Genomic DNA, 18,760 nt, shown 5'->3' with positions numbered 1-18,760 from the left:
CCGGCCGGGGAAGTGGTCTGGTTCGTGCATCTTTCCCGCCGCGCCATCCCTCCCCTGCCTTGATGAGGAATATAACGGATGGCAACACACGACACCGCAGTAAATGGCATGACCCTGGACCGCGCCGGCATGGAGCAGCAGCTGGCCTTGCCGGTGCGCCACTTCATCGATTGCGCCTTTGATGGCGAAGACCTGTCGCGCCTCGATTTGCAGGGCTGCACCTTCGAGCGTTGCACCTTTGCCGACACGAATTTATTTGCCAGCAAGCTGGCGCGCAGCACGTGGCGCCGCTGCCGCGCGGGCAGCGCCGACTTCGAATCCGTCGACGCCGTCGACGCCAGCTTCGAAGGCTGCGACTTGAACAACACGAAATGGCGGCGCGCCAAGCTGGCCTCGGCCACCTACCACGGCTGCAAGCTGACGGGCGCCTCGTTCGAGGAAGCGGCCCACCTGGGCTTGACGTTCGAGGATACCCTGCTGGTGGGCGCCGACCTGCGCGGCTTCTCCTTCCGCAAGGCGACATTGAAGCAGCTGGATTTTTCCGACGCCTACCTGGCCAGCTGCGACTTCCGTGAAGCCGTCTTCGAAGGGGGCAGCCTGCGCAATGCCACCATCAAGCTGGCGAAGTTCCAGGGCGCGGACCTGCGCGGCGCCGACATCGACGGCTTTAAATTAAGCGAAGCGGCACTCCTGAAAGGCGCCGTCATCACGCATGCGCAGGCGGCCAATTTCATGCGTGCGCTCGATCTCGTGGTGATTTGATGTAAACAGGCAAAAAAAAGCCCGCTACGGGAGCGGGCTGAATCTATTTCCTTGGAGGAGATAGAGGAGACAGGTGCATGATGCGGCAGCGCGGCATATCACGCCACTTTATATTCATGATGATAGAAATATCCACCAGTGATAATGAGGCGCCATCACGGTTTCACGCCGTGCGGCGCGCCGCCAGCGGCAAAAATTCCCCCAGCCATACCAGCAAGGCCAGTCCCGGGAACGCCATGCCAGTCAGCAAGGTTGCCTGCCAGCCATAGCTGGCATACACCCAGGCACCGACGGCCGAGCCGGCCGCGCCGCCCGCGAAGAACAGGGCGAAATACAGGCCGTTCAGGCGGCCCCGCACTTCCGCGCCCAGGCTGAAGATGGCGCGCTGGCCCAGCACCAGGTTGGCCGCCACGCCCATGTCGAGCACGATGGAAGCCGCCACCAGCAAGCCCAGCGCCACGTGTTTCGACTCGGGCGCGAGCATCGGCAAGGCGAAGGCGACGATGCCCAGCGCCAGCGCGGCGGCCGTGGCCGGCAAGGTATGGCCCGCATCGGCCAGGCGGCCCGCGATGGGCGAAGCGACGGCGCCGGCCATGCCCACCAGGGCAAAGATGGCGATGCCCGTTTGCGACAGGCCGAACGCGGGGCTGGCCAGCACCAGCGGCGTGACGGTCCAGAACAGGCTGAAGGCGCCGAACAGGCCCGCGTGGTAGGCGGCGCGGCGGCGCAGCACGGGCGTGCCCAGCAGCAAATGCCACAGCGAGGCCATCAGGGCAGGATATTTCATGCTAGCCACGGGCTGGCGCACGGGCAAGGCGCGGCGCAGCACGGCAGCCAGCGCCAGCATCAGTATGGCGGCGCCGCCGAACACCACGTGCCAGCTGGCATGGGCCGCCACCAGCGACGCCACGGGACGGGCCAGCATGATGCCCAGCAACAAGCCGCTGACGACCTTGCCCACGGTCTGCCCCCGCGTCGCTTCCTGCGACAGGTGGGCGGCAAACGGCACGATCACCTGCGCCGCCACGGAACCGAGGCCGATGGCCAGCGCGGCGGCGAGGAAGACGATGGCGCCCGTGGAGAGGGCCGCCGCCACGAGCGCCGTGGCCGTCACCAGCAGGGCCGTGACGATCAGGCGGCGGTTTTCCAGCAAGTCGCCCAGCGGCACGACAAACAGCAGGCCCAGGGTATAGCCCACTTGCGTCAGGGTGACGATCAACCCGGCCGCCTTGGCCGACAGGCCCGTGGAAGCGCTGATGGGGCCGACGAGGGTTTGCGCGTAGTACAGGTTGGCGACGATGAGGCCGGAAGCGATGGCCAGCAGCAACACCATGCCGGGTGCAATGTCGGGGGGAGCAGACACTGCTGCGCGGGAAGAGGCCTTGTTCATGTTATTTCCTCGGTTCGTTAGGGATGGGTCTATTCTAGGCAAAGCCGGGCCCAAGATAATTAGGGCATAATCCCCCTACACTTTTCACATTAGATGAACAATTCCACAGAAAACCTGCCCCCCCCCCATGGACAAGATCAAGGCCATGCAGACCTTCGTGCGCATCGTCGAGGCCAACAGTTTTTCCAAGGCGGCCGAAACCTTGAATCTGCCGCGCGCGGCGCTGACGGCCACCCTGCAAAAGCTGGAAGCCTACCTGGGCACGCAATTGCTGCAGCGAACCACGCGCCGCTTGTCGCTGACGCCGGAAGGAGCCGATTACTTTCGCCACTGCATCGACATCCTGCGGGCCGTGGACACGGCGGAACTGGCGTTTCGCGGCCCGGAAGCGAAGAAACCGCGCGGCTTGCTGCGCATCAACCTGCCCAATACGGTGGGCCGCCGCCTCGTCATTCCCCATGTCGCGCACTTCCACGCCGCCTATCCCGAGGTGCAATTGCAGCTGAGCCTGACGGACCGCCTGGTGGACCTGACACAGGAAGGCATCGACTGCGCCCTGCGCGTGGGTGACTTGCAGGATTCCGCCTTCATCGGCAGGCAGATCGGCCTGATGCGCTTCGTCACCTGCGCCACGCCCGCCTACCTGGCGCGGCACGGCACGCCGCAGACCCTGGCCGAGCTGGCCGCACACCGGGGCATCATGCATTACTCGGGCCGCACGGGCCGCGCCTTCGACTGGGATTTCCAGCAGGACGGCGAAGTGGTGCGCGTGCCAATGGCCGGTCCCATCGCCGTCAACGATGCGGATGCCAGCGTCGCTTGCGCGTTGCAAGGACTGGGACTGGCCCAGGCGGCCATGTACCAGGTGCGCGAATACCTAGACAGCGGCGCGCTGGTGGCCGTGCTGGCGGATCATCCGCCGACGCCCATGCCCATGTCCCTGCTGACGCCGCAAGGCCGCCTGGCCACGCCCAAGCTGCAGGCGTTTACGGGCTGGATCACGGCCCTGCTGGCCACCCAGCCCGACGTGCAATTGCCGCCGCGCCAAAACTGAGGCAAATCCGAGGCAAAAAAAAGCCCGCTGCGAGAGCGGGCTGAATCTATTTTCTTGGAGGAGAATAGAGGAGACGAGTGAATTATGCTGCATCGCAGCATATCATGCCAATTGATTGTTGAAATAACAGAAATACACTGAGCCAATAACTGCGGCCGGCGCGCCAAAAAAAACGGGGCCGGACCCGCTGGTCCGGCCCCGTCCCGGGCTAGGCGCTGCGGCGGAGCTCGCGCTGGCCGCCGCGCCGCCCTCCCCTGCCGGCTTACTTCGCCGTCGCCGCCACCGGCGTGGCCTTGGCGTCGGCAGCGGCGCCATACGGCAACACCTTGGCCGCCAGGCGCGTGTCGGCCTTGATCAGCGCCACTTCGTCGGCCAGGATGCGCGCCGATTCGTTCAGCAGCACGTCCTTGGCGCTCTTCGCGGCCGTCTCGGCATCGAGTTCGGCGCTCAAGGCCCGCTCGTCGCCCTGCAAGCCGTCGTCGGTGCGCAGCGCGCCCTTCACGGCGGCGATCTGCTTGGCCGTCTTGCTGGCCGCCTTCGCGCCCTTCAGCACGTCCTTCGGATCGGGAATCACCACCAGGTCGTCGGACGGATTGGAAATCTGCGCGATCAGGCGTTTTTCACGGGCCTTGGCGCGCGCTTCCTGGGCATCGCGCTCCTTGCGGCGCACGGTTTCATTGAGCGAAATCTGGTTTTCCTTGCGCTGCTTGACGACGAGGGCGATGTCATCGAGCAAGTACTGGAAATCCTTGTCCTTGGCCACGCGCGCTTCATGCTTCTTGTCCAGCAGGGGCACGATATCCTTCAGGTCGCCCGTCGGCAAATACGGCGCCGGCTTGATGGCCACCCATGGCAGGGCATTGTCGTAGCTCGATTCGCCGAAGTTGTCCGTGTCCGACATGGCCGGCAGCTTGATGTCGGGCGTGACGCCGCGCAGCTGCGTGGTGCCGCCATTGATGCGGAAGAACTGTGCGATCGTCATCTTCAGCTCGCCGAAGCGGGCTTTCTCGCTGCCGCCGAAACGGTCCAGGCTGAACAGGGTCTGCACCGTGCCCTTGCCGAAGCTGCCTTCGCCGATGATGACGCCGCGGCCGTAGTCCTGGATGGCGGCGGCGAAGATTTCGGAAGCGGACGCGGAGCCCCGGTTGATCAGCACGCCCATCGGGCCATCCCACGCCAGGCCGGCGTTGGTATCGCTTTCGATGTCGACCTTGCCTTCGGCATTGCGCTGCATCACGACGGGGCCCTTGTCGATGAACAGGCCCGTCAGTTCGACGGCCTCGTTCAGCGAACCGCCGCCGTTGTTGCGCAAGTCGATGAGGACGTTGTCAACCTTGTCCTTTTTCAACTCGCCCAGCAAGCGGCTCACGTCGCGCGTGGCGCTCTTGAAATCCTTGTCGCCGCGGCGGCGCGCTTCGAAGTCCTGGTAGAAGGTGGGCAGGGAAATGACGCCGATGCGGCGCTTGACGCCGTTGTCGCGCACTTCGATGACGGATTTCTTCGCCGCCTGCTCTTCCATGCTGATTTTCTTGCGCACCAGCGGCAGGACCACGTGCTTGGCGTCCGGGCCGGCATCGGCCGGCAGGATGTCGAGGCGCACCACGGAATCCTTGGCGCCGCGGATCAGCTGCACCACGTCGTCGATGCGCATGCCCAGCACTTCGGTGATGGGGCCGCTTTCGCCCTGCCCCACGCCAACGATGCGGTCGCCCACCTTCAGCTTGCCCGACAGGCCCGCCGGGCTGCCCGGCACGACTTCGCGCACCACCGTGTATTCGTCGCGCGTCTGCAGCACGGCGCCGATGCCTTCGAGCGACAGACGCATGGCGATGTCGAAGTTTTCCGAGGCGCGCGGGCCCAGATAATTGGTATGCGGCTCGATCGACATGGCGTAGGCATTCATGAAGATCTGGAACACGTCTTCGCTGTTGAGCTTGCGCGAACGGGCCGTGTAGCTCTCGTAGCGCTTGTCCAGGGTTTCCCGGATGGCCTTGTCTTCCTTGCCCGCCAGCTTCAGGCGCAGCCAGTCATTCTTGACGCGCTTGCGCCACAGGTCGCGCACTTCCTCGTCATTCTTCGGCCAGGCGGCCTTTTCGCGGTCGATCTGGTAGCTTTCGTCGGCCGTGAAGTCGAACTTGGTTTTCAGCAATTCGCGCGCATACGCCATGCGCTCGTCGAAACGCTGCTGGTACAGATTGTAGATGGCGAACGGCGCCGTCAGGTCTTCATTGGTGATGGCATCGTCGAGCTTGGTGCGCAGCGGGGCGAAGCGGTCGATGTCGGCCTGCACGAAGAACAGTTTTTCCGCGTCGAGCGACTTGAAATAGCGGTCGAAGATCTTTTCCGACATGGCATCGTCGAGCGGCATGGCCTTGTAATGGACGCGCGTCAAGACGCGCGAGGCCCACAGCGCGGCCTGCGTTTGCTGGGCCAGCGGCTTCATGGGGGGCGGAGGAGCGGCGCTCTTGTCCGTCTGGGCTGCGCCAGCTTGGGCTGACAGGGCAAGCACCAGGGTGACCAGCATCATTTGCTTCTTCATCGGCTTCTCCGAAAATTAGTTAAATCAATTCCAGGCGGCGCGACTGCGGGTGCGCCTGCCAGCAAGACAGTAAGGGGAATACACGACTGGTCTGCATATTATTCTACAGGATACGGCCAGGCAGTCTCCCATGGAATATCAGTTTCTTCCTGGAAGCTTAAACGCGGATTAAGGATGGCGTTTCATTCATTACAAAGTGAAACATCCGTGAGCAAGTGCCACGCCCGCGCGCCCGGCTGGCCGCCGGCGCGACGGGCACCGCGGCAAAACGCCAGATACCACGCCAGAAAGTCAATATACGGTTTTCACATTGCTTGATCCGGATGATGTTTTTACGCGAAATAATGATTCTTACGGGAAACACTTAGTAACAAAACGCAAGCAACATGCTATCATCGCCCCCTGAAATCACGCTGGCCCGTGCACCGCAGCCAGCCCGGCAAGCCGCCCTGGCGCGGCATTTCCCCGACAGCTCCCCTCCCCGCGTGTCATGTCATGACCAGGAATGGCCCTGCTGATGACTCCTTAGCCACACGCACTGAAACAATATGCCCACTTTTTCGCTCTCCCTCCGCCACTGCAGTGTCGGCGGCAAGATCACCGTCTTCACGTTTGCCCTGGTCAGCCTGATCCTGGCCAGCCTGACTGCCCTGAGCAGTATCGCCACCACGCGCGCGCTGGAACAGCGGGCCGAGGCGGCCGTCGCCAGCGAACTCAACAGCGTCATGACCACCACGGAAGTCTTCCACGCGGCCATGGTCAACGAGGCCGGCAGTTTCGCCCGCCTGTTCGCGGCCGAGTTTGCCGGCCCGTTCGCCCTGGACCCGGACGACACGGTGGCCGTGGCCGGCAAGGCCACGCCAAGGCTCAGCAATGGCGGCAAGGTGCTGAACCTGGACACGGCCACCGTCGACCGCTACCTGGCGCAAACGGGCGTGGTGGCCACCATCTTCGCCGCCGATGGCGATGAATTCGTGCGCATCAGCACCTCGCTGAAAAAACAGGACGGCACGCGGGCCATCGGCACGCAGCTGGACCACGACCACCCCAGCTATGCGCCCCTGCGCGCGGGCCAGCGCTTCGTTGGCATGGCAACCTTGTTTGGCAAGCAATACATTACCCAGTACGACCCCGTGCGCGACGCGGCCGGCAAGGTGGTGGGCGTGCTCTTCATCGGCCTCGATATCAGCAAGAATCTGGCCATGCTGAAAGACAAGATCCGTCAGGTCAGGATCGGCCAGACGGGCTACATCTTCATCGTCGACGCGGCGCCCGGCGCCGGCTACGGCCAGCTGGTGCTGCACCCGAACAGCGAAGGCAAGAGCGCGCTCGACTTCAAGGCCAGCGACGGCCGCCCCTTCATCCAGGAAATGCTGGCGCAGAAGAACGGCGCCCTGCGCTACGCCTGGACGGCGCCGGGCGACACGACCGGCGCGCGCGAAAAGCAGCTCAGCTACCGCAGCTTCGCGCCCTGGCACTGGGTCATCGCGGGCGGCGCCTTCAGCGACGAAATCACGGCCGAGGCGCGCCAGTTGCGCAACCGGCTGGCCCTCTCCGGCTTCATCGCCCTGCTCGTCTTTACCCTGCTGCTGTACTGGCTCGTGCGCGTGCTCGTCTCGCGTCCGCTGGCGCAGGCCGAAGCGGCCGCCGCGCAGATCGCCGGCGGCGACCTGACGGTGCGGCTGCACGCGCGCAGCGAGGACGAGATCGGCCGCCTGCTGCACGCCATGAACCGCATCAGCGGGCAGCTGTCGCAGGTGGTGGGCAAGGTGCGCGGCAGCGCGGGACAGATCGCCGCCGCATCGGGTGACATCGCCAGCGGCAACCTGGACCTGTCGAGCCGCACGGAAGAGCAAGCCGGCTCGCTGGAAGAAACGGCCGCCTCGATGGAGGAACTCAGCTCCACCGTGCGCCAGAATGTTGATCATGCTCAACAAGCAAGCAGCCTGGCGCGCGCATCATCGACGCTGGCGGCCGAAGGCGGCGCCGCCGTGGCGCAGGTGGCCAGCACCATGCAAGCCATCCGCAGTTCCTCGGGCAAGATCGCCGACATCATCGGCGTCATCGACGGCATCGCCTTCCAGACGAATATCCTGGCCCTGAACGCGGCCGTCGAGGCGGCGCGCGCCGGGGAGCAGGGACGGGGCTTTGCCGTCGTCGCCACGGAAGTGCGCACCCTGGCGCAGCGCGCGACGCTGGCCGCCAGGGAGATCAAGGACCTGATCGAGACCTCCGCCGGCACGGTGGACCTAGGCCACGCGCAGGTGAACCAGGCCAGCGCCACCATGGACAGCGTGGTGGCCAGCGTGCGGCAGGTGAGCGGCATCATGGCCGAGATCGCGCAGGCAAGCGAAGAGCAGCGCAGCGGCATCGAGCAGGTCAACCAGGCCATCGCCCAGATGGACCAGGTGACGCAGCAGAACGCGGCCCTGGTGGAGGAAGCGGCGGCGGCGGCCGGCGCGCTGCAGGAGCAGGCGCAGGAACTGACGCAGGTGGTGGGCGTGTTCAAGCTGTAACACGGGGACTCGGTGCTAAGATGGCGCATCCATGCCGCCAGGAGCCACGATGCACAACGACTACGTTCTGATTGCCCGCCTGATGATTCCCACGGACGCCCACGTGATCCGCGGCTGCCTGGCCGCCGCCGGCATCGACGTGCTGCTGACGGACGACCAGCACATGCAGGCCGACATGCTGCTGGCCCCGGCCATCGGCGGCGCCCGCGTGCTGGTGCGCGAGCACGACGTGGCGCGCGCCAATGACATCCTCGCCGCCTTCGAGCGGGGCGACCTGGCGCTGTCCGACGATGCCGACGTGGGCGCGCCGGCTGCCGAGTAGCCCCGGCGTCAGGGCTGCCTGCCCGGTTGACACCATGCGCCAACGCGGCGCATGATGCCCCAAGGAAAGCGCGTCAGGCGGGCGCGACGGGCACAGCGCCACGGCGCCAGCCTGCTGCACGGCTAGGACTCCGCCCCGCCGGACACCATTGCAAGCGCTTTTTAGTCATATTACTGCAGGCACCATCCACACCTGGAGAGAACAATATGCACACTCCCGCTGACAACGCGCAAGCGCATAAACCGCCATCGCTGGCGCCGCCAGGGTCCCGCCTGCAGCATCCGGCCGATGCGCCAGCGCCAGGAAAATGGCAGGCGATGGCCAATGCCGCGGCGCACACGGCGCAGCTGCAGGCCTTGCACGCGATGGCGGCGCACAGTCCGCAGGCGGCACGCACGGCACAATTGCAGGCCATGGCGAACGGGCCAGCGGCGCGCAGGCAGGACAATGCCACGGGCCTGCCCGACCGGCTGAAAGCGGGGATGGAAGCCCTTTCCGGCATCTCCCTCGATGACGTGAAGCTGCACCGCAATTCCGCCAGGCCCGCGCAACTGCAGGCCCATGCCTATGCCCAGGGCAGCAATATCTACCTGGCCCCGGGACAGGAACGGCATCTCCCGCATGAAGCGTGGCACGTGGTGCAGCAGAAGCAGGGCCGGGTCCGGGCCACCCTGCAAATGAAGGGCGGCATCGGCATCAACGACAGTGCGGCGCTGGAACGGGAGGCCGATGTCATGGGTGCGAAAGCCTGGTCGGCCGCCAGCGCCCTGCCGCCTTCGGGCATGGCGGCGCCGTCCGGCGCCGCGCAACGCGTTCCCATGGCAGGTGCTGCCGTGGCGCAGCGCGTCTACCTGCACGACGCCAGCGGCACGCGCTACATCCTTCCCTCGGCCCCCATCCCGCCCGGCTATGTCAGGACCGGCATGTATGACGATGGCAGCCATGGCCGGGACGCCCTGTACCAGCCAGGCGCATCGCTGGACGCCAGCACGAATCCCTTCCTTGCCCAGCACGGCTTCGGCAAGGCACACGTGGCGGACGCGCTGATTCGCCCCGATGAGCAGGTGGCCGAGCCGAGCAGGAAAAAAATCGATGACCACTACCGCAGCAGGATCATCAAGCGGCAGGACGCCAGCAGGCAGGCACACCTCGACGACGTCGATTCGTCCGACTCCGAGAGCGAAGCGGGCCCCAATCCCCGCCACCAGGCGCGCCGCCGCCACTACAAGGCCAGCATGCTGACGGCCATCAGCGAAACCTTGCACCCCCTGAACGCATCGGACGAGCAATTCCGCGAGGAACTCTACAAAAAACGCAAGCTCAACAACGATGCGCAAAGCGGCAACCGGCAGATGTACACCAAGACTACGCGCACCATGTTTGCCCAGGTCGGGGAACAATTCAAGCGCACCAGCTTCCGCCACAATCCCTATTACCGGCGCGCGTTCCGCCGCGCCGTCTCCGGGGACAAGGTCAAGGCGGGGGGATCGGACGCCTACACGCAGGCGCAGGCCAGGATACGCACCGAATTGCAGAAGGAAATCGCACAGGATGCGCTCAAGATGCAATGGCGCAAGGAAGACTTCCCCAATGCCCAGGTATGGGCAGACATCCAGTTCATGCAAAAAAGCGTGCTGTCGAATGCCTCGAAGGGCGATACCTATCACGGCAGGACGGAATCGGCGCAGGATACGGCCGGCTCGGAGGCCAGGATCGGCTTTCACCACGTGGCATGGAAAGAAGCCGAAAGCGGCGCATTTACGCCCTATGCCCTGAATCCGGCCAATCTCACCGGCCTCAATGACATGCGCGACATCCTCAATCCGAAGAAGCTCGAAAAGCTCAAGGCGGCAGGCGGGAAGCCCCCTGCCGTTGGCGCGCACGACGCCTTCGGGCACCAGGGAGCAGGATTCAAGGCCAGCGACAAGGCCGCTTTCGAGCGGGCGAAAGGGGGTGGCCAGTTCAAGGATATCGACCTGGAGGCCACCGACCAGATCCTCGAACCCCTGCTCGAGGACAGGACGAAGAAGAGAAAGCTCTACCAGGTCGATGACGCGGCGACGTCTCCCGCCAAGCAGCCGGTCGCCGACGTGGTGCATCTGGCGGCGGCGGTGGCACAAACCGCCCAGCAATTGCTCGCGGCCATCCCGGGCCCCCAGGGGAACGCTGGCGACCAGGCCCGGCTGGCGTTCGGCCAGATGGTACAGGCGGTGGCCCAGGCAGCAGGACTGGTCGATACGACGGATGCGGCCAATGTGGCGACCCTGCTGGCCCTGCATCGCGATTTGAGCCTACGGTTCCGGTATTTCCGCACCCTGGTCCGCAGGAATGCGCCGGTATGGGTTCCGGCCGGCAATGCCCTGGGCGCGGAAGGCGAGCGCATCCCGGCACTGGCACAGTTTTTTGCGGAGTGCGGTCAGATGGCCGCCCATAATGCACTGGTCATGGCCGAATTCCCCCTGCTGGCGCAGCCCCCCGCCCGTCTCGACGAGGCCCGGCTGAACCAGCTCGGGTCGCTGGAGAATAACATCACGGAAACCCAGATCCGCACGATCATCGGGACGGCCGGACGCAGGGACATCCCCGTTTTTGGCAATATTACGCAAATGGGCACGATCGTCCAGCTGCTGCGCCATGGCAATTATCATGCCCTGGCGCAATATCAAATCGGCGCGCAGGAGCAATGGGGCGCTTACTACCTGGCCCGCTTCATGGATGGCCACACTGGCAGCCTGGTCGCGGTCGTCAATACCGACAGCCACCAGGATGCGAAGGCCCCGGGCCATCACTGGATCACCGTCCGCTTCACGCGCCAGCCGGATGGCCAGATCGCCATCCACTATCTGGACTCGCTGGTGGCTCCCGCCGACTACCGGCAGCTTTTCCACACCTTGCGCGTTTTCCTGAACCATGTCCCGGCGCAGGCGGCCGTGGCCCAAGGCCCCGGCACGGGCACGGGCACGGGACCGGTCTGAGGGCGGCAGGACGTCGCCGGCAGGTCAGGAATAGAAGCAGCGCCCGCACGCCTGGCGGTAGCTTTCATTGCCGCCTATGCTGATCTGCTCGCCTTCCTTGATGCGGCGCCCCTGCTCGTCCACGCGGATGTTCATCGTGGCCTTCTTGCCGCAGGTACAGATATTTTTCAGTTCCTCGATGTCGTCGGCCAGCGCCAGCAGGTAGGCCGAGCCGGGGAACGGTTCGCCCTTGAAATCCGTGCGCAAGCCGTAGCAGATGACGGGCACGCCCTTTACCTGCGCCAGCTGGTGTAATTGTTGCACCTGGGCCGTGCTGAGAAATTGCGCTTCGTCAACGAGCAGGCAAGCCACCTGCGGAATCTCATCGAGGAAATTCGTGTCGGCATGGAAGATATCGACCTGGCGCTGCGGCCCCAGGCGCGAGGTGACGCGTCCCACGCCGTAGCGGCTGTCGATGGCGGCCGTGTACAAGCGTACCTGCTGGCCCTGCTCTTCATAGTTGTGCGCGACCTGCAACAAGGCCGTCGACTTGCCCGCGTTCATCGCGGAGTACCGGAAATAAAGTTTTGCCACTGCCGCCTGCCCTGTCTGAGTAAATTGCAATACTATTCAGTATCTTTTCGAGGCGTGATTATAAATCGCCTTGCCTGCCTTGCGGCAGCTTAATGTCTGCGCCGACGGCGCTGCATGGCGCGAAAAAACGGCGCATACTGGGACGATGCAGGCCGCCGTCCATATGCGCGGAGCGCATATGCAAGCATTAAAACATTCGTTCGCGGCCCCTGTCCACCGGCCTACACTGCGCGGCACGGAAAGCGGCTCGGGACACGATCCAGAGCGGCTGTTTCGCCAACAGGAGCCACCATGAATGATCGAATGCCATCCCCACCCCAGCCGCCGGCGCTATACAAGCTGATCGGCAATACCCCCTTGGTCGAAGTGACCAGGCTCGACACGGGCCTGTGCCAGCTGTTCCTGAAACTGGAATCGCAGAATCCGGGCGGTTCCATCAAGGACCGCATCGGCCTGTCCATCATCGAAGCGGCCGAAGCCGACGGCCGTTTGCAGCCGGGCGGCACCATCATCGAGGCCACCGCCGGCAACACGGGCATCGGCCTGGCCCTCGTCGGCCGCATCAAGGGCTACCGCGTGATTTTAGTGGTGCCCGACAAGATGTCGACGGAAAAAGTGCTGCACCTGAAAGCCCTGGGCGCCGAAGTGCATACCACGCGCTCGGACGTGGGCAAGGGCCATCCCGAGTACTACCAGGACTACGCGGCGCGTTTGGCGCGCGAACTGCCGGGCGCCTTCTTCGCCGACCAGTTCAACAATCCCGCCAATCCGCTGGCCCACGAAACGACCACCGGCCCGGAAATATGGGAACAGAGCGGCCATGACGTGGACGCCATCGTCGTCGGCGTCGGTTCGTCCGGCACCCTGACGGGCCTGACGCGCTACTTCCGCAAGGCGCAGCCGAAGCTCGAATTCGTGCTGGCCGACCCGCAAGGCTCCATCCTCACGGAATACATCGAGTCCGGCAAGGTGTCCGACACGAGCGGCTCCTGGGCCGTGGAAGGCATCGGCGAAGACTTCATTCCCGCCATCGCCGACATGGACAGCGTCACGCAGGCCTACACCATCAGCGACCAGGAAAGCTTTGATTCCGCGCGCGCCCTGCTGCGCGCCGAAGGCATCCTGGGCGGCTCGTCGACGGGCACCCTGCTGGCCGCCGCCCTCAAGTACTGCCGCGAACAGACGACCCCGAAGCGCGTCGTCACCTTCGTCTGCGACACGGGCACGCGCTACCTGTCGAAGGTGTATAACGATGGCTGGATGCGCGACCAGGGCTTATTGCAGCGCGCGCCGTCCGGCGACCTGCGCGACCTGATCGGGCGCCGCTACGACGAGGGCGACGTGGTCAGCGTGGCACCGGGCGACACCCTGCTCACCGCCTTCAACCGCATGCGCGCCAGCGACCTGGCGCAGCTGCCCGTCATCGACGGCGGCCAGCTGGTGGGCATCCTCGACGAATCGGACCTGCTGCTGCACGTGTCCGGCGACGCCGCCCATTTCGCGGGCCTGGTGGGCGCCACCATGACGACGCAGATCGAAACCCTGGCGCCCGCCAGCGGCCTGCCCGCCCTGCGCGCCACCCTGGACCGGGGCCTGACGGCCGTCGTCGCCGACGATAACGCCTTCTATGGCCTGATCACCCGCTTCGACCTCCTCAACCACTTACGCAGGACACTATCTTGAGCCAGGAAACCACCCGCAAGAGCCGCCTCGCCACGCGCGTCATCCACGCCGGCCAGTCGCCCGACCCGTCGACGGGCGCCATCATGCCGCCCATTTACGCCACCTCCACCTTCGTGCAGGACAGTCCCGGCGTGCACAAGGGACTCGATTACGGCCGCTCGCACAACCCCACGCGCTGGGCGCTGGAACGCTGCGTGGCCGACCTGGAAGGCGGCAGCGCCGCGTTCGCGTTCGCCTCGGGCCTGGCCGCCATCGCCTCCGTGCTGGAACTGCTGGACGCGGGCAGCCACATCGTCGCCGGCGACGACATGTACGGCGGCACCTACCGGCTGTTCGAGCGCGTGCGCCGCCGCTCGGCCGGCCACGAATTCACGTACGTGGACCTGACGAAGCCGGAAAACCTGCTGGCCGCGCTGCGCCCGGAAACCAGGATGGTGTGGGTGGAAACGCCGACGAATCCCATGCTGAAGCTGGCGGATTTGCGCGCCATTGCCGACATCTGCCGCGAGCGGGGCATCATCGCCGTGGCCGACAACACGTTTGCCAGCCCGCTGGTGCAGCGCCCCCTGGAACACGGCTTCGACATCGTCGTGCATTCGACCACCAAGTACTTGAACGGCCACTCGGACATCATCGGCGGCATCGCCATCGTGGGCGCGGAAGAGCGCCAGGCGGAATGGCGCGAGCAGCTGGGCTTTCTGCAGAATTCCGTGGGCGCGATTGCGGGGCCGTTCGACAGCTTTTTGGCCCTGCGCGGCGTGAAAACCCTGGCCATCCGCATGCAGCGCCATTGCGAAAGCGCCCTGGCGCTGGCGCAGTGGCTGGAACAGCAGAAGGAGGTGCGCAAGGTGTTCTATCCGGGGCTGGCCTCGCATCCGCAGCACGCGCTGGCGCGGCGCCAGATGGACGGTTTCGGCGGCATCATCTCCATCGACCTCGATACGGACCTGGCGGGCGCGCGCCGCTTCCTCGAGCGCTGCGAAGTGTTCGCCCTGGCCGAGAGCCTGGGCGGCGTGGAAAGCCTGATCGAGCACCCTGCCCTCATGACGCATGCCAGCATCCCGGCCGAACAGCGGGCCAGGCTGGGCATCGGCGACGGCTTGATCCGCCTGTCCGTGGGCATCGAGGATATCGAGGATTTGCGCCACGACCTGCGCACGGCGCTGGACGCGATCTGATAGTTCCAATCAACCCAGGAGCAGAACGACCGGGGCCGTACCCTGAGGGTACGGCCCCGGCTCTTGCTGCGGGTTAGACACACCACAGACTTTACTCCCCCGGCCGGTACCTGCGCTCCAGGTGCTTCGCCACATCCTCGGGATAGAACAGCACGTCCTTGAATTCGCCCCGGGCATACATGGCCGCCTGGTCCTTGAAATGCGGCGACTGTGGGTCGCCGCTCTGGCCACCGGCGAGGATGCTTTTCGCCCTGATGCGGGGACCGAATTCCACGGCCGCGACAAAGCTGTTGCCCCGCTCGCCGTAGATGCGCTTCGTCGTGCTCTTGCTGCTCTGGCCATACGCGGCCAGCGCGCCCCAGTTACCCGACGCATACGGCACGGGCAGGCTGGCTTGCGCATCGTCAAACGGCTGCACGATATCTCCCGTCAGGCGCTGGAAGCGGTTGATCTCGCCCCACGGGGTTTGCCAGCTGCCAAAATCGCGCTGCAATTTGCCGGCCGCCGTCGCCAGGGCCGCCAGGCGCTGCGCCGCCGCGACCTTGTCCGTGGCCATGAAGTCGACCACGGGCACGCCCAGCTCGCGCGCCTGTCTTCCAACCAGTTCGGCCAGTTCCTGGCCCCAGAACACGGCCAGCGAGGTGGCCGTGGAGTCCAGCGCATAGCGCCAGTCCCAGGCCCGCAGCAAGGCCACCTTGTCGGCCAGCGCCAGCTTCTGCGCGTCGCCGGCAGGCAGCGCATCGTATGCCGCGAATAGGGGCGGCAGCAGCGCCTCGAACGCCGTCAGCTCGCTGTCATACGATGCGGCGATCAGCTTGTCGAGCGTGAAATCCTTCTGGTTCTGGAAAACCTTGACGGCATGCAGGCCGCGCGCGTTTTCGCCATACACGGACATGTAGGCGGGATAGTCGCTCTGGCGCGGGCTAAAGGCGCCGGCCGCCGAATACGGCCAGTTGTTCGTGTTCTGTATCCAGCCATTCTTCGGATTGAACAGGGTGATGGTTTGCGCCACCGTGTGCAGCCCTTTCCACTCCGTGGCCGGATCGCTGCCGTCGACGGGCTGCTTCCAGTTGAAGCGCGGGTCGCGCACGGGAATGAAATTGCCGTGGAAATAGGCGATATTGCCATCCGCATCCGCGTACACGGTGTTGTTCGAGGAATTCGTGCGCAATTCCATCGTTTGATAAAACGCAGTATAATCGCGCGCCTTGGTGCGCGTGTACGATTGCGTCAAGGCCTTCAGGGGCTCGTTCATCAGGCGCACGGCCACCCAGCGTCCATCCTGCGCGCGCACGATGGGGCCGTGATGGCTGTAGTAGACCGTGATGGTCTTCGCTCCCATGGTGCCGTCGGCCCGCTTGAACGGCAGGGTAATCGGCACGGCTTTCAGGGGCCGCAGCGCGCCATCGTAGCGGTAGAACCAGGCGCCGTCCTTGTCGACGATGCTTTCCAGGTATTCGTCGATGACGTCGCCGCCGCCCGAGGTATGCATCCAGCCGACGCGCTCATTGAAGCCCTGGTAGACGAAGAACTGGCCCCAGGTGACGGCGCCGTACGCGTTCAGGCCTTCGCCGCTGGTGACTTGCACTTCTGGGCGGAAGTAGAACGAGGTATGCGGATTGATCATCAGCAGCGCATGGCCATTTTGGGTGATGGCGGGCGCGATGGCGAAGCCGTTCGAGCCGCTCGGTTCCGGCTCCAGGCCGGTCTCCAGGCTGGCCAGCGCCACGGCCGCAGGACCGGCCTGCTGGCCGTAGAACGCTTCGAGCTGCGCCAGGTTGACCGATTCGATATCGCCGCCGATGCTGCCTTCGCTGAAACTGAGGGCCATCCACGGCTCGAAATGCGTGATCAGCCGCGGCTTCACCTGCGGGTGCGTGGCCAGGTAAAAATTCAGGCCATCGGCGAAGGCGTCCATCAGCTTGCGCAGCCAAGGCGGGCTGGCGCGGTACTGCGCTTGCAGCTCGGCCGGGTCGATGAAAAGCTTCATGCGCAGGTCGCGGTACAGTTCGCGCTCCCCCTCCACCTCCGCCAGGCGCCCCATGGCATTGATGTAGTTCAATTCCACGCGGGGGAAATCGTCCTCCGCCTGCGCATACATCAGGCCAAACACGGCATCGGCATCGCTCTTGCCCGTCACGTGGGGGATGCCCCAGGTGTCGCGCGCGATGCTGACATGGGCGGCCTGCGCCTGCCAGCGGGCCATGTCGGCGGCCGGAACGGTGCTGGAAGCGGCGGGCGCGGCCAGCGCGGGCATACTCGCGACAGCGACGGAGGCAAACAGGACACTGCGACGTAACATGTACAAACTCCCGTTCAGGATGCGTCAATCAAGGCGGCGATGCGCTGGTTCAATTCGGTATTTTCCGCCTGCAGCTGCGCCACCTTCTGTTTCAGGCTGGCGACCTCGCCGCGCAGGCGCTCCGCTTCGGACGGCGTCTGCGCCGCGTTTTCCGCCCACGGCTCCTTGCCCGTCTCCGGCGTATCCTGCGGGACGTGCACTTTCGGCTCGCGCGGCGTGCGCGTGGCGGCGCGCTGTTCGCGGATTTCCTTGGCCGCCTGGCGCAGCAGCTTCTTGCCGCCGGCGACGGCCGCCACCTGTTCTTCCGGCGGCAACGACGCCACGGTGGCCGCCGCATTGATGGAAATCGTGCCCGAACGGACGGCTTCCACCAGTTCCGGCGAGGCCGCCTTCTGGATCTTCTCGATCTGGCTGATCTGGTTGCTGCTCAGGCGCGCCGCCTTGGCCACCTCTTCACGCGTGCTCATGGGCGGCTTGGGCGCGTTTTCGCCTTCTGGCGCATCCTGGGCGCTGACGGGCGCCGGGCTGCGCGCGGCGACGATTTCCTTCTTGCGCAGGGCCAGCACGCCGCGCTGGAAGTCCGACACGCTGCGGCGCGCCAGGTGATTGTCGATCATCCACAGCATGACGTCGTCGAGCGAGGTAAAGCTGGTGTTCTGGATGGTCTTGAATTCGATGCCGTGCTGGCGGCAGATGGCATAGCGGTTATGCCCGTCGATCAGCACGTCGTTCCACAGCACCAGCGCGTCGCGGCAGCCTTCGGCCAGCAGGCTGCGCTCGAGTGCCGCGTATTCGCTGGCGGTGAGCGGGTCGATATACGACTGCAGCACCTGATTGATAGTGATATTCATGGTTGTCCTCAATAATGCAGCTGGCGGCGCGATGGTCCGCGCCGGCACGAATGCTACACCATCTGCCGCCCATGGCCGGGTAAAATCACGGCGGCACAGCTCATTCCAGAACACAGACCATGAAAAGAAAGTACGCCACCGCCGCGATTTTTGCCGTTGCCGCCATCGGCTTCACCTGGGTCAGCCCCTACATCGCCATGTACCGCATCAGCATCGCGGCGAAATCCGTGCGCCTGGAAGCGCTGGCGCAGCACGCCGACCTGCCCGCCATCCGCGCCAGCGTGGCGCGCCAGCTGCAGGCGGCAGGCGAAACGGCCGATGCGGAGGAGCTCAAGGAAATGCTCGACACCATCGTCTCGCCGCCCGGCATCACGGTGCTGATCCTGCACGGCAAGCAGGGCGCCGATGGCCAGCGCCATGACTTCGGCATGGCCTACCGCTCGTGGAATGAGGTGGCGCTGCGGCGCAAGGGCGCCGGCCCCGCCGTCAGCCAGTTCCTGCTGCGCCGCCAGGGCATCTGGGACTGGAAACTGGCGGACATCACCTTGCCGCCGGAATTACTTTGAAGAAACTTGATCTAAAACAACACTTACTTAAACCGCTATATTGATTTAC

The 18,760-nt window shown here is 65.0% G+C and carries 13 protein-coding genes; 8 read left to right on the top strand and 5 right to left on the bottom strand.

Annotation, left to right across the window (positions count from 1 at the left end):
* Nucleotides 1-108 precede the first annotated feature (108 nt).
* Nucleotides 109-762: a pentapeptide repeat-containing protein gene (locus tag EBS11_RS19885; RefSeq protein ID WP_290605654.1), complete on the top strand. Its 654-nt coding sequence runs from the start codon at nt 109-111 to the stop codon at nt 760-762.
* Between the two features lie 163 nt (nt 763-925).
* On the opposite strand, the gene EBS11_RS19880 is transcribed toward EBS11_RS19885, so the two are convergent.
* On the bottom strand, nt 926-2,152 hold the full coding sequence (locus EBS11_RS19880; protein WP_290605615.1) for an MFS transporter: 1,227 nt from the start codon (nt 2,150-2,152) through the stop codon (nt 926-928).
* Nucleotides 2,153-2,279: 127 nt separating this feature from the next.
* On the opposite strand from EBS11_RS19880, the gene EBS11_RS19875 reads away from it, so the two are divergent.
* Complete coding sequence (locus tag EBS11_RS19875; RefSeq protein WP_290605614.1) at nt 2,280-3,206, top strand: LysR family transcriptional regulator; 927 nt, start codon at nt 2,280-2,282, stop codon at nt 3,204-3,206.
* A gap of 262 nt (nt 3,207-3,468) precedes the next feature.
* On the opposite strand, the gene EBS11_RS19870 is transcribed toward EBS11_RS19875, so the two are convergent.
* A complete protein-coding gene (locus tag EBS11_RS19870; RefSeq protein WP_290605613.1) occupies nt 3,469-5,745 on the bottom strand; it encodes a carboxy terminal-processing peptidase in 2,277 nt (758 codons plus the stop codon).
* A gap of 548 nt (nt 5,746-6,293) precedes the next feature.
* Here EBS11_RS19870 and EBS11_RS19865 point away from each other — a divergent pair.
* From EBS11_RS19865 to EBS11_RS19855, 3 genes are all read left to right on the top strand, one after another.
* Nucleotides 6,294-8,261 carry a Cache 3/Cache 2 fusion domain-containing protein gene (locus EBS11_RS19865; protein WP_290605611.1) on the top strand — a complete coding sequence of 656 codons (1,968 nt, stop codon included), beginning with the start codon at nt 6,294-6,296 and terminating at the stop codon, nt 8,259-8,261.
* Nucleotides 8,262-8,310: 49 nt separating this feature from the next.
* Entirely contained in the window at nt 8,311-8,583 is a 273-nt protein-coding gene (locus tag EBS11_RS19860; RefSeq protein WP_290605610.1) for a DUF2007 domain-containing protein, read from the top strand.
* A 206-nt stretch (nt 8,584-8,789) separates the two neighbouring features.
* Nucleotides 8,790-11,558 carry a DUF4157 domain-containing protein gene (locus EBS11_RS19855; RefSeq protein ID WP_290605609.1) on the top strand — a complete coding sequence of 923 codons (2,769 nt, stop codon included), beginning with the start codon at nt 8,790-8,792 and terminating at the stop codon, nt 11,556-11,558.
* A 24-nt stretch (nt 11,559-11,582) separates the two neighbouring features.
* Here the strand turns inward: EBS11_RS19855 and EBS11_RS19850 are convergent, their stop codons facing one another.
* A complete protein-coding gene (locus tag EBS11_RS19850; protein WP_290605607.1) occupies nt 11,583-12,131 on the bottom strand; it encodes a thymidine kinase in 549 nt (182 codons plus the stop codon).
* A 303-nt stretch (nt 12,132-12,434) separates the two neighbouring features.
* Between EBS11_RS19850 and EBS11_RS19845 the strand changes: the two genes are divergently transcribed.
* Nucleotides 12,435-13,814 (top strand): cystathionine beta-synthase, encoded by a 1,380-nt coding sequence (locus EBS11_RS19845; RefSeq protein WP_290605653.1) that lies wholly within the window; start codon nt 12,435-12,437, stop codon nt 13,812-13,814.
* Entirely contained in the window at nt 13,811-14,992 is a 1,182-nt protein-coding gene (locus EBS11_RS19840; protein ID WP_290605606.1) for a PLP-dependent aspartate aminotransferase family protein, read from the top strand. The genes EBS11_RS19845 and EBS11_RS19840 overlap by 4 nt, the downstream gene beginning before the upstream one ends.
* Nucleotides 14,993-15,083: 91 nt before the next feature.
* Here EBS11_RS19840 and EBS11_RS19835 read toward each other — a convergent pair whose 3' ends face one another.
* Nucleotides 15,084-17,294 (bottom strand): acylase, encoded by a 2,211-nt coding sequence (locus EBS11_RS19835; protein ID WP_290605605.1) that lies wholly within the window; start codon nt 17,292-17,294, stop codon nt 15,084-15,086.
* A 14-nt stretch (nt 17,295-17,308) separates the two neighbouring features.
* Nucleotides 17,309-18,145, bottom strand: coding sequence for a hypothetical protein (locus tag EBS11_RS19830; RefSeq protein ID WP_290605603.1), 837 nt, complete (start codon nt 18,143-18,145; stop codon nt 17,309-17,311).
* Between the two features lie 119 nt (nt 18,146-18,264).
* Here EBS11_RS19830 and EBS11_RS19825 point away from each other — a divergent pair, with 119 nt between their 5' ends.
* A complete protein-coding gene (locus tag EBS11_RS19825) occupies nt 18,265-18,711 on the top strand; it encodes a DUF2939 domain-containing protein (protein ID WP_290605601.1) in 447 nt (148 codons plus the stop codon).
* Nucleotides 18,712-18,760: the final 49 nt, after the last annotated feature.

Source organism: Janthinobacterium sp., from assembly GCF_009923995.1.
GTDB lineage: Bacteria > Pseudomonadota > Gammaproteobacteria > Burkholderiales > Burkholderiaceae_D > Janthinobacterium.
This window is presented reverse-complemented; position numbering and strand designations above follow the sequence as displayed.